General features: G+C 29.6%; 9 protein-coding genes. 6 read left to right on the top strand and 3 right to left on the bottom strand.

Annotation, left to right across the window (positions count from 1 at the left end):
• Positions 1 to 4 precede the first annotated feature (4 nt).
• The 5 genes from trkA (at position 5) to L0U77_RS04340 (ending at position 7,228) form a co-directional block, all read left to right on the top strand.
• Positions 5 to 1,351: a Trk system potassium transporter TrkA gene (gene trkA / locus L0U77_RS04320; RefSeq protein WP_101916670.1), complete on the top strand. Its 1,347-nt coding sequence runs from the start codon at positions 5 to 7 to the stop codon at positions 1,349 to 1,351.
• Positions 1,351 to 2,850 (top strand): TrkH family potassium uptake protein, encoded by a 1,500-nt coding sequence (locus L0U77_RS04325; protein ID WP_101916671.1) that lies wholly within the window; start codon positions 1,351 to 1,353, stop codon positions 2,848 to 2,850. The genes trkA and L0U77_RS04325 overlap by 1 nt, the downstream gene beginning before the upstream one ends.
• 138 nt (positions 2,851 to 2,988) lie before the next feature.
• Positions 2,989 to 5,031, top strand: coding sequence for a T9SS type A sorting domain-containing protein (locus L0U77_RS04330; protein ID WP_233900790.1), 2,043 nt, complete (start codon positions 2,989 to 2,991; stop codon positions 5,029 to 5,031).
• 3 nt (positions 5,032 to 5,034) lie between these two features.
• Positions 5,035 to 6,162, top strand: a complete 1,128-nt coding sequence (locus L0U77_RS04335) for a phosphoenolpyruvate carboxykinase (ATP) (protein WP_233900791.1) — start codon at positions 5,035 to 5,037, stop codon at positions 6,160 to 6,162.
• On the top strand, positions 6,152 to 7,228 hold the full coding sequence (locus L0U77_RS04340) for a nucleotidyltransferase domain-containing protein (protein ID WP_233900792.1): 1,077 nt from the start codon (positions 6,152 to 6,154) through the stop codon (positions 7,226 to 7,228). Before L0U77_RS04335 ends, L0U77_RS04340 begins: the two co-directional genes overlap by 11 nt.
• Here the strand turns inward: L0U77_RS04340 and L0U77_RS04345 are convergent.
• From L0U77_RS04345 to L0U77_RS04355, 3 genes are all read right to left on the bottom strand, one after another.
• Positions 7,225 to 8,577 carry a UDP-N-acetylmuramate--L-alanine ligase gene (locus L0U77_RS04345; protein WP_233900793.1) on the bottom strand — a complete coding sequence of 451 codons (1,353 nt, stop codon included), beginning with the start codon at positions 8,575 to 8,577 and terminating at the stop codon, positions 7,225 to 7,227. The two genes, L0U77_RS04340 and L0U77_RS04345, sit on opposite strands and share 4 nt — an antisense overlap.
• A 162-nt stretch (positions 8,578 to 8,739) precedes the next feature.
• Positions 8,740 to 9,891, bottom strand: coding sequence for an iron-containing alcohol dehydrogenase (locus L0U77_RS04350; RefSeq protein WP_233897386.1), 1,152 nt, complete (start codon positions 9,889 to 9,891; stop codon positions 8,740 to 8,742).
• Positions 9,892 to 10,007: 116 nt separating this feature from the next.
• The gene (locus L0U77_RS04355; protein ID WP_233897385.1) at positions 10,008 to 10,844 is read right to left on the bottom strand and encodes a helix-turn-helix domain-containing protein; all 837 of its coding nucleotides are present in this window, start codon (positions 10,842 to 10,844) and stop codon (positions 10,008 to 10,010) included.
• Positions 10,845 to 11,048: 204 nt separating this feature from the next.
• On the opposite strand from L0U77_RS04355, the gene L0U77_RS04360 reads away from it, so the two are divergent.
• Entirely contained in the window at positions 11,049 to 17,219 is a 6,171-nt protein-coding gene (locus L0U77_RS04360) for an alpha-2-macroglobulin family protein (RefSeq protein ID WP_233900794.1), read from the top strand.
• Positions 17,220 to 17,274 lie beyond the last annotated feature (55 nt).

Genomic DNA, 17,274 nt, shown 5'->3' on the forward strand with positions numbered 1-17,274 from the left:
ACTTATGAAAATTATTATAGCTGGGGCTGGAGACGTTGGTTTTCATTTAGCTAAACTCCTTTCTTACGAATCGCAAGATACCTACGTAATTGATTTTGATGGCGAAAAATTAGATCATATCAACAACCATTTAGATGTTATTACCAAAAAAGGAGATGCTGCTTCTATTAGTTTATTAAAAGAAGTTGGCATTGAATCTGCCGATTTATTATTAGCCGTTACCGAAAGCCAAAATACCAATTTTACAGTTGCCGTTATCGGGAAAGCTTTAGGAGCTAAAAAAACAATCGCCAGAATTAACAATCCTGAATTTTTAAAAAACGAAAGTATTAATTTTAAAGATTTTGGCGTAGATTTTATGATTTCTCCAGAAGCATTAGCTGCCGAGGAAATAAAACTCCTTTTAAACAGATCATGCTTTAACGATACCGTAGCTTTTGAAAATGGTGTTTTTAATATTATGGGAACAAATCTTAGTTATAAATCGCCAATATTAGGACTAACCGTTAAAGAAGCTAAAGATAAATTTAGTAATGTTGATTTTATCAGCATCGCTATAAAACGAGAAGGTATTGCTCAAACAATTATTCCTCGTGGTGATACCATCTATAAAATAAACGACCAAGTTTATTTTTCGGTACCAAGTTATAGTATTTCAGATTTATATCCTATTATCGGTAAAGAACAAGTAAATATTAAAAATGTAATGATTCTTGGCGGTAGTAGCATTGGGCGAAAAACCTCAAGAAGCCTTTGCAAAGATAACTTTAATGTAAAAATCATTGAACGTAAAAAAGAAAAAGCACTAAATCTTGCTGATGATTTAATTGACACCTTAGTCGTGCATGGCGACGGTAGAAATATACAACTTTTAGAAGATGAAAATATTCGAGGAATGGATGCTTTTATTGCCGTAACAGGCGATTCGGAAACTAATATAATGTCTTGTTTGGTCGCTAAATCTAAAGGTGTTAAAAAAACAATTGCCTTAGTTGAAAATATGGATTACATCAGTATTTCACAAACTATTGGTATTGATACACTTATCAATAAAAAATTAATTGCCGCGAGTAATATTTTTCGTCATATCCGTAAAGGAGAAATTTTAGCCTTGGCAAACCTACATAATATTGATGCTGAAGTTTTTGAGTTTGAAGTACGCGATAGCGCAAAAGCAGCGCAAAAACCAATTAAAGAATTACGTTTCCCTAGAGAAGCTGTTTTTGGAGGCGTTATTAGAGATGGAAAACCACACATGTCTTTTGGTGATTTCCAACTGAAAGCTGGCGATAAAGCTATTGTTTTTTGTTTGCCTGAAGCTGTATCAATCGTAGAAGATTTGTTTAACTAATGGAGAAATTTAATCTAAAATTAATTTATCGATTTTTAGGAATTACCGCTGTTCTTAACGGATTATTTATGTGGTTTTCATTACCTTTTAGTTTTTATTATGATGAATCATCTAAATGGGGAATCGCCACGGCAGGTATTATTACCGTTGGATTAGGCTTAATACTTTATTTTTTTAATAAACCTGATAGTAAAAAAATCAAAAAGAAAGAAGGGTATTTAATCGTAAGTTTAGGCTGGCTTATTTTAACACTTACAGGTATGTTGCCTTATTTATTATCGGGCAGTATTCCGAGCGTTACCAATGCTTTTTTTGAAACAATATCAGGATATTCTACCACAGGTTCTTCTATTTTAACTGATATCGAATCCATGCCAAAAGGAATTCTTTTTTGGCGAAGTGCAACCCACTGGATTGGTGGAATGGGAATCATCGTGCTTACCATTGCAATTTTACCCTTATTAGGAATTGGAGGAATGCAATTATTTATGGCAGAAGCACCAGGTCCATCCGCAGATAAATTACACCCTCGTATTACCGATACCGCAAAGCGTTTATGGTTAATTTATGTACTGCTTACTCTTGCTGAATTTTTACTTTTAAAAGTTGCTGGCATGGGGTGGTTTGATGCGATAAATCATGCAATGGCAACCATTAGTACAGGTGGTTTTTCTACTAAAAATGCGAGTGTTGCTCATTGGAATAACGCTCCTTTTATACAATATATCATTATATTTTTCATGTTTTTAGCAGGTATCAATTTCGTACTTACTTATTTTGCCTTAAAAGGAAAGGTTCGAAAAGTTATTCAAAGTGAAGAATTTAAATATTATTTATTCGGAGTATTAGGTATTTCAGGAATTATAGCCATCATGATTATTTTTAATCAGGATCCATCGTTACATACTTCGATAGCACATCCGATGGTGTACGGAAAAGTTGAAAGCGCGATACGACATTCCTTATTCTCAGTAATATCAGTAGTAACCACCACAGGTTTTGTTACCGCAGATTTTACCATGTGGAGTTATTTTGTTACAGCAATTTTCTTTTCCCTATTTTTCTTGGGAGGTTCGGCAGGTTCTACCTCTGGAGGTGTTAAAATTGTACGACATATTATCTTACTAAAAAGTAGTTTTTTAGAATTTAAAAGAACCTTACATCCGAATGCAATAATTCCCGTTCGTTATGACGGAAAAGCGGTAAAACAAACCATTGTATTTAACATTTTATCATTCTTTGTATTGTATATGTTAATTTTTATTGTAGGAACAATTATACTTACTTTCTTTGGTTTAGATTTTTATTCTGCCCTAGGAGCTTGTGCCTCTTCGTTAGGAAATATTGGCCCTGGAATCGGTACGGTAAGTCCTGTTGATAATTTCAATCATTTATCAATCGGTGCAAAATGGTTTTGTTCCTTTTTAATGCTCATAGGTCGTTTGGAACTTTTTACAGTACTTATTTTATTTACTCCTTTCTTTTGGCGTAAAAATTAATATTTCATAATATCTTTATATTTTATAAAAAACAAATCATAAAATAAGAAAACCCCAATTTTATCGGGGTTTTTCTTGTTTATAACAATAAATTATCTTTATTTGTTAGCTTCAAGATAATCGCTAAAAAAATTAAAAATGAATGCAGATTCTTTTACTATTTTAAAATATAAACATATAAATAATACTTTTTCTTTATTTATTCTTTGTTTTTTTATTTTTATATCTTCAAATATTGCACTTGCAAAACCAATAAATAGCAGTCCTAACGTACGCTTAAAGATCAGTACAGCTACCGCAGAAAGAAATACCAGAATATATTATACCCAAGGAAAAACAACAAATTTCGATAATGGATATGATGGTTCTTTATTTGGAGGAGTTGCACTTAGTTTTGCATTATATACACAATTAGTTTCAGATAAAAATGGGAAAAAATTAGGCATTCAAACAGTACCACAAGCGTATGAAAAAATGGTAATTCCTATTGGATTAATTATCAGTGCAAATCAAGAAATAACTTTTTCAGCAACAATTGAAAACTTCCCAGAAAACCTTGAAGTATATTTAGAAGATAGGGTTAATAATTTATTTATCAATCTATCAAAAGGTACACATAATCATACAATTACTAAAAATACCAATGGTGTTGGACAGTTTTTTTTACATACTTCTTTTACTGGTATTCCTATGCCTCCAAGCACAGCAACATGGACGGGAAATACCAATAATGATTGGCATATTTTCTCTAATTGGTTTTCAAATACCGTACCTTCCGCTACTAGCGATATTATTATTCCTGCTGATTTAAATAAGTATCCAACAGCAAATTCGGCGGTAACTTTTAAATCGTTAACCTTACATTCAGGAGCTTCTTTTATCCCTAAAGATAAAGTTACAGGTAACATCACCTATAAAAGAATGATTCCTGATACTAAATGGCATTTAATTTCATCGCCTGTTTTAGGAGAGAATACTCAAAATATTATTCAAAATGAACCTTTAGCAACAGGATTACAGACGAATATCGGACTTGCAAATTTTAGTAATGATGGAAATACTCCTTGGATTTACGCCACGAAAACAAGTAATAATGATATTTTATCAGGAAAAGGAATGTCTGTAAAATTAACAACACCTAAAGATTTCTCCTTTACAGGAAGGGCAAATACATCAAGTGTTTCTTACCCTATTTCAACAGGTTCTCGAAATAATTTTAATTTAGTCGGAAATCCATTTACAGCATATATAAATTCTCAAAACTTTGCACTTAGCAACACAAACGTACTTGAATCTCAAACAATTTGGATTTGGAATGGCTCATATTATGAAACGTATAATGCCAATAATCCTATTGAAATCGCACCAGGACAAGCATTTTTTGTGGAAGCAATAAGCAATGAAAATATTATTTTTGATGCTTCAAATCAAAAACATCAAACAACAGATACTTTTAAAAGACCACAAAAAAACCCGTCTTTTGAATTATTTGTAACAGATGAAAAAAACACAAAATCTACAAAAGTTTTCTATGTCGAAAACAAAACAACTGGCTTTGATAATGGCTATGATTCTAAAATATTTGGAGGCACAACATCTTCAAATTTTGAAGTATTTACCGAATTAATCACCAAAAATAAACAACATAAAAATCAACCAAAATTAGCCATACAAACATTGCCGACTTCTAAAATTGAAGAACTAATAATCCCTATTGGTTTAAACGCAAAAAAATCTCAAAAAATAACTTTTTCGATTCATAAAACAAACTTTCCTGAAAATATTCAAATTTATTTAGAAGATAGAATCAACAATACTTTCACGAATATTTCAACTAAAAAACATCCATTAATTTTAGAAAATAACACAAAATCTAGCGGAAGATTCTATATTCATACCACTACTGATAATTTAGAAAAAAATAATATTCAGAAAAAAATACAGAAAATTTCTATTTATAAATCAGCCAATAATACCCTTATAATTACAGGACTAGAAAATCAAGAAACACAAAAAGTATCTTTAAAGATATTTTCTATTTTAGGGAAAAAAATGCTCAACAAACAATTTAAAGCCATGCAAACAAACATTATTGAAATACCAAAAATGGCAAAAGGGATTTATATTGTCGAATTACATACTGATTTAGGAAAAATCAACAAAAAAATTATATTTGATTAAATTATGATTTTAGAAAAAAAACTTGAAGATAAAAGCATTTTATGGCTTCAAAATAAAAATCAATATATTGTTGTTGAACCCGTTGTTGCACAAATAATAACACTTTTAAATAATAATTTTTCAAACAAAGAAATTGCTCATATTTTAGCAGATAAAATAAGTGTTCCTGAACAAGAACTAATTGATTTTATTCAAAAAATAGCCAACAATATACTTTCTGAAAACAAAGACGATAACAATCTTAAAAATGAGATTATTCTTGATGTTCCTCAAAAATTTGAGTATCATTATTATTACAAAATGAATACTGTTATTCTTAAAGTGAGTTTTTTATCGGATTATGAAAAATATTTAGTGCATCCAAAATTTGCACATTTAGAAGTCGAAAACACTAAAGATACATTTAAAGAAACGCATCATTATAAAGTTTATAGTACCAAAAAATACATTTCTTTTTCTATTGATAATGAGGTTATAAATACTTGGGCGTTAGATGAAGTTCATTATTTTCAAGGAAAATTTTCTATGAAAATTGTAGAACATATCCACCAAAAAGAAGAAGCAGAATGGCTGGGCGTTTTTCACGCATCCGCAATAAGTAACGGCAAAGAATCTATGCTTTTTTTAGGCGATTCTGGTAACGGAAAAAGCACTTCGTTAGCCTTATTACAAGCTAATGACTTTACCTGTTTAGCCGACGATTTTGTACCGATTGATGCCGAAAAAAAACATATTTATAGTTTTCCTTCGGCAATTTCTATCAAAAAAAATAGCTTGCCTGCCCTACTTCCTATTTATCCTGAATTGGAAACTTCGGCAGAATATAATTTTGAAAGATTACATAAAATTGTACGTTACTTAATTCCTAACAACACCGATTATCAACAACATTTGCCTTGCAAAGCATTGGTTTTTATCAAATATGAAAAAGATAGTGATTTACATATTTCAGAAATATCAAACTTAAATGCTTTTGAGCAATTAGTTCCTGATTCTTGGCTATCGCCAATTGCTGAAAATGCGGAGAAATTTTTAAATTGGTTTGAAAAACTGCCTTGTTATCAACTTACCTATTCTGATAACAAAAAAATGATTGCTACGGTGCATAAAATTTTTAATGATGAATTATAAAGAAACGTTATTTTTTATCGGAAAATGTTTAACGATTACCCATGAAAAAGATAATCGTATTTTAGTTGAAAAAGAATTAAAATCCGATACTATAAATTGGGATAATATTGTTAAAATAACTACTGGTCATTATGTATTTCCTGCATTATATTGCAACTTAAAACGTGCTGATTTCCTTCATTATTTACCCGAAGATTTAGTAGAATATATGAAATATATTACTGACTTAAATCGGGATAGAAATCAGCAAATAATTAAAGAAGCTAAAGAAATAAACACACTATTATTAGCAAATAATATTACGCCTATTTTCTTAAAAGGAACAGGGAATTTATTAGAAGGTTTGTACCAAGATATTGCCGAACGAATGGTTGGTGATGCTGATATATTGGTCAATAATAACAATTTTAGAAAAGCAATACGTGTTCTAAAAGAAAATGGATACAGTGAAAAATCTGAAAATTTTGTAGATAATACACTTGTAAATAGACATTATCCGAAATTAACAAAAAAAGGTAAAATAACTGCTATTGAAGTTCATTATAAAATGGTTCGTAACGAAAAAGGATTTTCCTATAATGATGTAAAAAACAGTTTAAAAACTTTAAAGGATACAACTACAATACTATCATATAATAATCAACTATTATTAACCTGCTTTAATAAACAAATTAATGATAGAGGACAATGGACAAAAAGTATTGCTTTTAGAAACTTTTATGACGTGTATTTATTATCAAAATTTACCGATACAGAAACAGTAATCAGCAATTTTAAACATTCTGAAGCGGATTATTTGAACAATTTTATAGCTAGTTGTAGTTATTTTTTTAATGCACCTATTTCCTTAAAATATACCAAAACAAAACAGGCTAAAAGTTTCGTAAAAAAACAAGTTTCATTAATGAAAAGACCAAAAATTTTTACTTTAAATAAAAATTTCTGGTCTTTTTATTTTACATCTAAAGAAACTTTATCAGTAATGATAAAAGCATTTTATCTAAAAGAATATAGAACCTATATTTTTGATAGAATAAAAGAACTTAAAACATCTAAACAAAATTAAATCAAATTCTTAACAGCATCAAAATTTAATCCTCCGTAATTACCAGAACTCATTAATAATAAAGCTGTATTTTCTAAGTTTTGATTAAATAAAAACTCTTTAAAATCTGCTGGATTTGTATAGATAATTAAATCATCACGTTCAAAAGAAGTTGCTATTTGTTGTTCTGTAACTTCTTTTAATTGTTTTATTTTTACCGCATCTGGTGAATAAAATACAACTGCTTTATCAGCTTTAGCTAATGCGCCTTTATACTCTTTTAAAAATTCTGCATTTAAGCTAGAATACGTGTGCAATTCTAAACAGGCTAAAACACTGCGTTCTTTATATTGATTTTTTACCGCCCTGGTAGTTGCTTTTACTTTACTTGGGCTGTGAGCAAAATCTTTAAAAATTACCGAACTTTTATTTTCTGCAATTTTTTCTAAACGTTTACTTGCGCCTTTAAAACTAGCAATTGCTTCATAAAATTCATCTTCATCAATTCCCATGTGCTGACAAATCCACTTTGCACCTGCTATATTTTGTAAATTATGTTCTCCAAAAATTTCTAAAGGTAAATCGCCGTCTGGAGAATCTAAATAGGTAATTCCATTATCAATAAAATATTCAGGTGTTTTATATGGATAAATTTTAATAGCATTGGTCGAGTTTTCAACAATATCTTTTAAAACAGCATCTTCCTCATTATATACCATTATTCCGCCATTTATTAGCGAATCTGTAAAAATTTTAAACTGCTCATTATAGTTTTCAATAGTTGGAAAAACATTTATATGATCCCAAGCAATTCCGCTTAACAACGCAATATTTGGTTTGTATAAATGAAATTTTGGACGCATATCAATCGGCGAACTTAAATATTCATCACCTTCTAAAACAATAAATTCATTTTCTTTGGTTAAATGCACCATAGTTTCAAAACCATCTAACTGCGCCCCGACCATATAATCAACTTCTTTTTCATGATAATTCATCACATGTAAAATCATTGAAGTAATAGTTGTTTTTCCGTGAGAACCTCCAATAACGACACGCGTTTTATCTTTTGATTGCTCATATAAAAATTCAGGATATGAATATATTTTAACACCTAATTCTTGTGCTTTTAACAATTCTGGATTGTCTTTTTTAGCGTGCATTCCTAAAATTATAGCCTCTAAATCAGTACTTATCTTTTCTGGAAACCAACCAAATTCGTTGGGCAATAATCCGTGTTTTTCTAAACGAGCTTTAGATGGATTATGAATCGTATCGTCACTTCCTGTTATGATGTCTCCTTTTTGATGTAGGGCAATTGCTAAATTATGCATTGCACTTCCGCCGATAGCTATAAAATGTACTCTCATTTAAATATTCTAAATTTTATGTAAAGATAATAAACTATAAAAATGGTTTACTAGTTTGTTTATAAAAAATAATTAGAATATTTTCTTCGGATACATAAAAAACAGTAAAAAAGGCTTCCAAAATTGGAAGCCTTTTTTCTCTAAAAACTAAAAATAGTATTATTATACTGTAGCAACTACACCATTATAACATGCTTGATAAAGTGCTTTAATTTCTTCGAATTTTGGTTTTCTTGGGTTAAAAAGCGTACAAGGATCTTTCATTGCATTTTCAGTTAATGTATCCAATTTAGCTTCCCAATCTTCTTTTGAAATTCCGTATTCTTTTAAAGAAGCAACAACTCCAGCAGTTTCACGTAAAGTTGAAATATCTTGTGCAAAATCTTCTGCAGTAGATTTCCCTAACATTTTAGCTAAAATTTCGTATTTATCGGTTACTTTTGAGTTGAAACGAACAACATTAGGCATTAAAATAGCATTCGCACATCCATGAGGAATACCAAAAGTACCACCTAATTGATGTGACATTGAATGTACAATTCCTAACCAAACATTGGTAAACGCCATACCTCCCATACAAGAAGCATCATGCATTATTTGACGTGCTTCTAAGTTTTGTGGCTCCTCAAGAACGGTCGGTAATGTTTTAAATACTAAATCAATAGCCTCTTTTGCTAAAGCGTCATTATACCTGTCGGAAATATTTGAAGCAAAAGCCTCTACCCCATGACTTAATACGTCTAAACCTGTGTTTGCAGTAACATGTTTTGGCATACTTACACAAAGCTCACCATCAATAATTGCAACATCTGGTGTTAATTCGTGCGATACAATTGGGTATTTTGTTCCTTTTTCTCTATCAGTAATTACTGAAAGTCCTGTAACCTCAGTTCCTGTACCACTTGTTGAAGGTATTGCTACAAAAATTGCTTTATTACGCAAAGGTTTTACAGCAAAAGGAGCCGCTAATTCTTCTAGTTTTGAATCTGGATATTCATAATAAATCCACATTGCTTTGGCTGCATCAATAGCCGAACATCCTCCTAAACCGATAATAATATCTGGTTGTTCTTGTGTGAAAAAAGCCGCACCTTTAAGTACTGTATCAATTGATGGATCTGGCTCTACTCCTTCAAATATTGAAGATTCTATTGAAGCTTCTGAAAGAAATTTTTGAGTTCTTTCTAAAGAACCATTTTTCTTTACAGAACTACCACCGATAACGATAACTGCTTTGTTTCCTTTTAAGTTTTTTATGTTTTCAAGACTTCCTAATCCGTGATGTATTTCTTTTGGTACAATAAATTTTGCCATCGTAATGTTGTTTTATAATTATGATGCAAAACTACTGCGACGCTTTCAAAAAAGAATTACGAATACGGTTCAATTACTTATGAAAAAAGTCCAAGTTTGTTTTGTCGAGTTTTTATCTAATAAATATCTCTAGGGTTTACACCAAATTTATTCTTAAAGGCAATACTAAAATTAGATAAATTGTTATACCCATACTCTAAATAAATATCAGAAGCTTTTAAACTACCGTTTTCTAAGGCTTCTTTTGCTTTTTGCAAGCGCTTGTCTTGTAACCATTTTCCCGGTGTTACGTTGTATTCTGAGGTGAAATGACGTTTAAAGGTAGATAAACTCATGTTGCATAAAAAGGCGATTTCTTCTAATTTTAAGTTAGAATACACATTACTTTCTACCGTTTTTTTAAAAGATGAACTTTCTTTAGCTATTAAGGAATGTAAGTAAATTTCAAATTTTTCGCCATATTTACCTAATAAATAGAGCATTATCTCTTCAAATTTAACCGAAAGAATTTTATCTTTAAAAGCGGTATTTGTTAATGTAATACTTGTTAGCGAATTTAAATACCAAGTAATATACGCATCATTTTCAATAACAAAATAAGAAATCTCTTCAGGTTTAATTTTAGTTAATGTTGCATGTTTTTCTAAAAAACACTTTAATTTATCTTCAGAAAAAAAAAGAAGTTTACAGTAATAAATATCTTCATTATCTAATAATTCTGTCCACAAACAATTACCATTTTTTATAAGTAACGACTGCTCTTTATTTACAGAAACAGCGGTATCGGCAAAATGAACCTGTTTTTTACCTACTTGCAAAAAACTAAACATATTCATGCTTAAATTCACCTTACTTTTTATAACATCATTTGTCATTTTAAAATCATAAACAAATAATTCAGGTTTTGTAATTGTAGCACCTAAATATGCTTCGGGAATGTTTTCTATAGCCATATTTCTAAAAATAAAGGACAAATATATTATTATATTTAAAAAATATCATTAATAAATTATGTAGTATTTTAAACAATAAGATGTTAGCATTTAACATCAAAAAAAACAATAATTGGCCCGCTTTTTGACCTACAACTCCCTTTAAAAATCAGAATTTTAATTTACATGCTTACTAACGCCTGACCGACCAAAAAAACATCCGTTATGAAAAAAGTCACAACACTGTTATTTATGATTACATTTTTCGCTACTACACTAAACGCTCAAGAAAATTACGAAAATCTTTGGGAACAGGTACAGAAATTTGAAAAAGAAAATTTACCAAAATCAGCTTTAAAAGTCGTAGAAACTATTTACGCTAAAGCGGATGTTGCTAAAAATTCGCCACAAATTATTAAAGCACTTTTTTATAAAAGTAAATTTTCGTTGACTTTAGAAAAAGATGCCCAATTAAAAATTATCAATCAGTTTAAAATACATATTGATAAAAGCTCTTTTCCTACCAAAAATGTATTAGAAAACGTATTAGCAAATTTATATTGGCAATATTTCAATCAAAATAAATGGAAGTTTTATAACAGAACAAAAACAAGTGAAAAAGTTGATACCATCGATTTTAGAACTTGGGATTTAGATACACTTTTTGCCGAAATTCATACACATTATCAAAAATCATTAGAAAATAAAAAAAACTTACAACAAACAGATATTCGTGAGTTTAAAGATATTTTATACATTGTTCAAGGTTCAAAAGAATATCGCCCTAGCCTATTTGATTTTTTAGCACATAACGCTCTTCATTTTTATAAAACATCAGAAACAAATATTACAAAACCAAATTATCAGTTTAAAATTGATAATTCGGAATTAATAGGAACTGCAAAAAAATTCACTAAAATAAAATTAGTTACAAAAGATGTAACATCGCTTCAATTTAATGCGTTAAAAATTTATCAAGAATTAACTAATTTTCATCTAAAAAACAAAAATTTAAAAGCCTTAGCCTCGGTAGATTTAGAGCGTTTAAATTTTGTAAATAATCATGCTATTTTTAATGATAAACAAGATTTATTTTTACAAACATTAAAATCATCCGAAGAAAAACAGCAAAAAAATGCTATTTCAGGATTGTATAGTCATCAAATTGCAGAAGTTTACAGACAACAAGCAAACAGTTATCGTCCTAATAAAAATGAAGATTTCCGTTTTAAAAATAAAGAAGCTTTAACTATTTGTGATGCTGTAATTGCGAAATTCCCGAAGAGTGTTGCTTCAGAAAAATGTAAGGCTTTGAAAGGACAAATAACAAACAAATCACTGTCACTTTTATCAGAAAAATTTAGTCCTATAAATACAGCTTCTCGATTATTAATTACCTATAATAATATTGATAAACTTTATTTTACCGCTTATAAAATTGACAAAAATAAAATAACGGAATTAAACAATCTTTACAAGGAAGAAGAGCGAATCAATTTTATTAAAAAACTAACCAAAGTAACTTCTTGGAATGATAAATTAAGAAATGAATTTGATTATAAATCGCACACTACAGAAATCATTATTCCGAAACTTACGCAAGATAATTATTTAATTGTAGCTCATGAAAATAGCGTTTTAAATACCGATACTTTATACGCTACCGCAAATATTCAAGTAAGTAATTTAGTATTAATTGAAAATACGGATAACAATATAACTACGTATCAAGTTGTAAATAGAAATACAGGAAAACCAATTGAAAATGCCCAATTATTATTACAAAATAATGAACGTAGAGGCGAAAAAAAACTACATCAAAAATTAATTACAGATAAAAATGGTTTTGCAACTTATATAAGTAATGATAGATATTATAATGTATCAATAACAGTTACATCGAAAAATGATGCTGCTATTTTTGGCGATTATTATTTATATAAACATGAAAAAAATACGGCAAAAAAGAACAAAGAGAGTATTACAATAAAACCATTTATTTTTACTGATAGAAGTATTTATCGACCAGGGCAAACGGTTTATTTTAAAACGATTTTAATTCAAAAGAAAGGAGAAAAAAACACCTCTTTTTCAGATTCATATATTGAAGTAATATTAAATGATGTAAACGGACAAAAAGTAAAAACCTTAGATTTAAAACTAAATGAATTTGGTTCGGCATCTGGTGAAATTATATTACCAAATACAGGTTTAACAGGTGAATATAATTTTTCTATTCGTAAAAGTTCAAAAGAAAAAAACAGTCTTATAAACGGTATTCCTTTTTACTTTGAACGAGAAAATAATATCAACAATATTTTAGTTGAAGAATACAAACGTCCAAAATTTGAAACTGATTTTAAACCCGTTACTCAAACTTTTAAAGTAAATGATATTATTACCGTAAACGGATTTGCAAAAGCTTTTTCTGGCGCAAATGTTACCAATGCCAAAGTGGTATATCGTGTACATAGAAAAGTGCAGTATCCGAGTTGGTGGTATTGGCGTGGTGCTAATTCATCTGTAGAAGCTCAAGAAATTACACACGGAGAAAGCATTACAGATGCATCAGGTAATTTTTCAATTCAATTTAAAGCAATTCCTGATAAAAGTGTTTCTAAAGAAAGTTTACCTGTTTTTAACTACGAAATTACCGCAGATATTACCGATGTAAACGGCGAAACACGAAGTACAACCACTATTGTAAATGTTGGATATCATGCTTTATTGGCTTCGTTACAAATTAATTCGACCATAAATAAGGAAGGTAATAAAGACGATAAACAGCAGGAAATAAACATTACAACCAACAATTTAAACGGACAATTTATACCTAACAAAGGAACTGTAAAAATTTACAAGCTTCAAGCACCTAAAAATCCGTTGCGTAAAAGACCTTGGAATACACCTGATTATCAAGATATTTCTGAAAATGAATTCAATAAATTATTTCCGCATGATGCTTATGCTAAAGAAGAAATAAATCAAACTACTTGGAAAAAAGGAAACCTTGTTTTTGAAGAATCTTTTGATACGCAAAAATCAACAGCACTTATTTTAAATAGTCTTAAAAATTGGACTTCAGGAGCATATATCGCTGTTTTAAATACTACAGATAAATTTAATCAAAAAGTAACCGATAAAGCACATTTTAATATTACGAGTACATCCGAAGAAAAAGTAGCTGATAATCAATTATTTTTTATCAAAACAGATAAAAAAATGTATAATATTGATGAAACTGTTTGTGTACAAATTGGCTCAGCATCAAAAGATATGACCGTAATTATTGAAGTTGAAAAAGATTATAAAACGATTGACACTAAATTTATTCACCTAAATAATGAGATAAAAAACATTGAAATACCTGTTCATAAAGAGGATGTTAAAGGTTTTGCTATCAAATATTATTTTGTAAATTATAATTCTTTTGATACTGGATTGTTAAATATTTCAGTAGAAAATGAACAAGAAAATATCCGTATTGAAACAAATACTTTTAGAGATAAATTACAACCTGGAACTACCGAAAAATGGAGTTTCACTATTAAAAATGATAAGAAAAATAAAGTAACGGCGGAAGTTTTAGCAAGTATGTACGATGCTTCTTTAGATGAATTTAAATCTCATAATTGGCAATTTAACCCAATTACAAAAGCTACTTATTATTCTCGTGGAAATTCAGCAAGTGCTTATCATAGTTTTGGAAATGAACATTTTCGAGTTTTTAATAGACAGTATTCAAATAGTTATTCGAATCAACAATATGATCAATTAAAATGGTTTGGATTCCGATTTGGTGAAAATTATCGTCGTAGAACAATGATGAGCAAAAGTAGTAGCCGAGGAATGAACATGAATATTTCTAAAATTGAAGTTGTTGAAGAAGAATATGAAGAGGTTGAAGAAACTGTTATTGAATCAACAGAAACAGATGAAAGTGAACTAACAGAAGTTGAAGATAGTTCTTTTTCTAAAAACAACTCTGATGTAAATGACAAACCAAAAAACACCTCTTTAAAAGGCATTAAAATCCGTAAAAACTTACAAGAAACAGCGTTCTTTTATCCGCATTTAACTACGGATAAAAAAGGAAATATCACCTTTAGCTTTACAACTCCTGAGGCGTTAACTAAATGGAAATTGCAATTATTAGCACATACAAAAGAAGCTTTATCGGCGACTAAAACACTTACAACCGTAACTCAAAAAGAGTTGATGATTACACCAAATGCACCACGATTTTTAAGAGAAGGTGATAACATAACTTTGAGTGCTAAAATTTCGAATTTATCCGAAGAAAAACTAGCAGGAATTTCTCAATTAATTTTAACTGATGCCATTACAGGAAAAGAAATTCAGTTATTAGATAACTCAACTAAAAATCAAAATTTTAGTGTAAATTCAAAAGGAAACACCAGTGTTTCTTGGAACTTAACTATTCCTGATAATATTCAAGCTGTTCAATATAAAATTGTAGCAAAAGCTGGCAATTTTTCTGATGGTGAACAAAATGTGCTTCCTGTTTTATCGAACAGAATGTTGGTTACCGAAACCTTACCGATGTGGGTACGTTCGAATCAAACAAAAACTTTTACGCTTGATAAATTGAAAAACAATACTTCTACGAGTTTAAAACATCATAAATTAACGTTAGAAATAACCTCAAATCCTGCGTGGTATGCAGTGCAAGCTTTGCCGTATTTAATGGAATATCCGTATGAATGTAGCGAGCAAACTTTTGCACGTTATTATGCAAATACCTTGGCAAGTTTTATAGCAAATTCAAATCCGAAGATTCAAGAAGTTTTTAAGCAATGGAAATCAAGCGATGCGTTGTTATCAAATCTTGAAAAAAATCAAGAGTTAAAATCGTTGATAATTCAAGAAACGCCTTGGCTTCGTGATGCGCAATCAGAAACCGAACAAAAGAAACGTATTGCTTTATTATTCGATTTGAATAAAATGAAAAATGAGCAAGAAAATGCTATCAATAAGCTTCAAAATATGCAAATGAGTAACGGAGGTTTTCCTTGGTTTAAAGGTGGAAATTATCCAAATACTTATATTACTCAACATATTGCAAGCGGATTTGGACACTTAAAAAAATTAGGTGTATCTAATTTTGATACTAAAACAACACAAGTTTTAGAAAAAGCAGTTCGTTTTTTAGATGCTGAAATAGCAATTCAATACGATAATTTACTAAAAGAAGCGGCAAGAATAAAAGCCAAAAAAGGACAAAGTGCATCTGAAGAATATCTAAAGAAAAATCATTTAAGTTATGCGACTATTCAATATTTATATATGCGTAGTTTTTATCCTGAAATAAATGTTACTTCTAAAACCAAAACAGCAATTTCGTATTATAAAAAGCAATCTGCTACTTTTTGGAAAACATACAATTTATACGCACAAGGGCAAATATCTTTAATTCAATTTAGAAATGATAACAAAACTCTTGCTTCTAAAATTTTAAAATCATTAAAAGAAAATAGTATTACTTCGGATGAATTAGGAATGTATTGGAAAAGTAATGTTGCAGGATATTACAGTTATCAAGCACCAATTGAAACGCAATCTTTATTAATTGAAGCTTTTTCTGAAATTGAAAATGACACAAAAACTATTGATAACTTAAAAATATGGTTGCTTAAAAACAAGCAAACAAATCGTTGGAAAACAACAAAAGCAACTACCGAAGCCGTTTACGCCTTACTTTTACAAGGAAGCGACTGGCTTTCAATTACCGATATGGTGGATGTAAAAATTGGAAATAATAAAATTGAAGTATCGAAACTAGAAAATGTAAAAGTAGAAGCTGGTACAGGTTATTTTAAAACATCGTGGAATGGTAACGAAATTACACCAAATATGAGCGAAGTTACTATTTCTAAAAAAGGAAAAGGTATTGCTTGGGGTGGTTTGTATTGGCAATATTTTGAAGATTTAGACAAAATTACATCGGCAGAAACTCCGTTGAAATTACGTAAAAACCTATTTAAAAAAATAACTTCGGATACTGGTAAAGAACTTATCAAAATTACAGACAAAACAACCTTAAAAGTTGGCGATTTAATTACCGTAAGAATCGAATTGCGATGCGATAGAGCGATGGAATTTGTACATATGAAAGATATGAGAGCTTCAGGAGTTGAACCTATAAATGTACTTTCGCAATATAAATTACAAGACAATTTATATTATTATGAAGCTACAAAAGACGCTGCAACAAATTTCTTTTTCGACCGTTTACCAAAAGGTGTTTTTGTGTTCGAATATGATGTTCGTGTAAATAATGCTGGTAATTTTAGCAACGGAATTACAACTATACAAAATATGTATGCACCAGAATTTAGTAGTCATTCAAAAGGAGAAAGATTGGTTATAAAATAGTTTTTCAAACAAAATAAGCGCTTAAATTCGCTTTTAAAACATCCTATATTAACGT

This window comes from Tenacibaculum piscium, assembly GCF_021390715.1.
Classification (GTDB): Bacteria; Bacteroidota; Bacteroidia; order Flavobacteriales; family Flavobacteriaceae; genus Polaribacter; species Polaribacter piscius.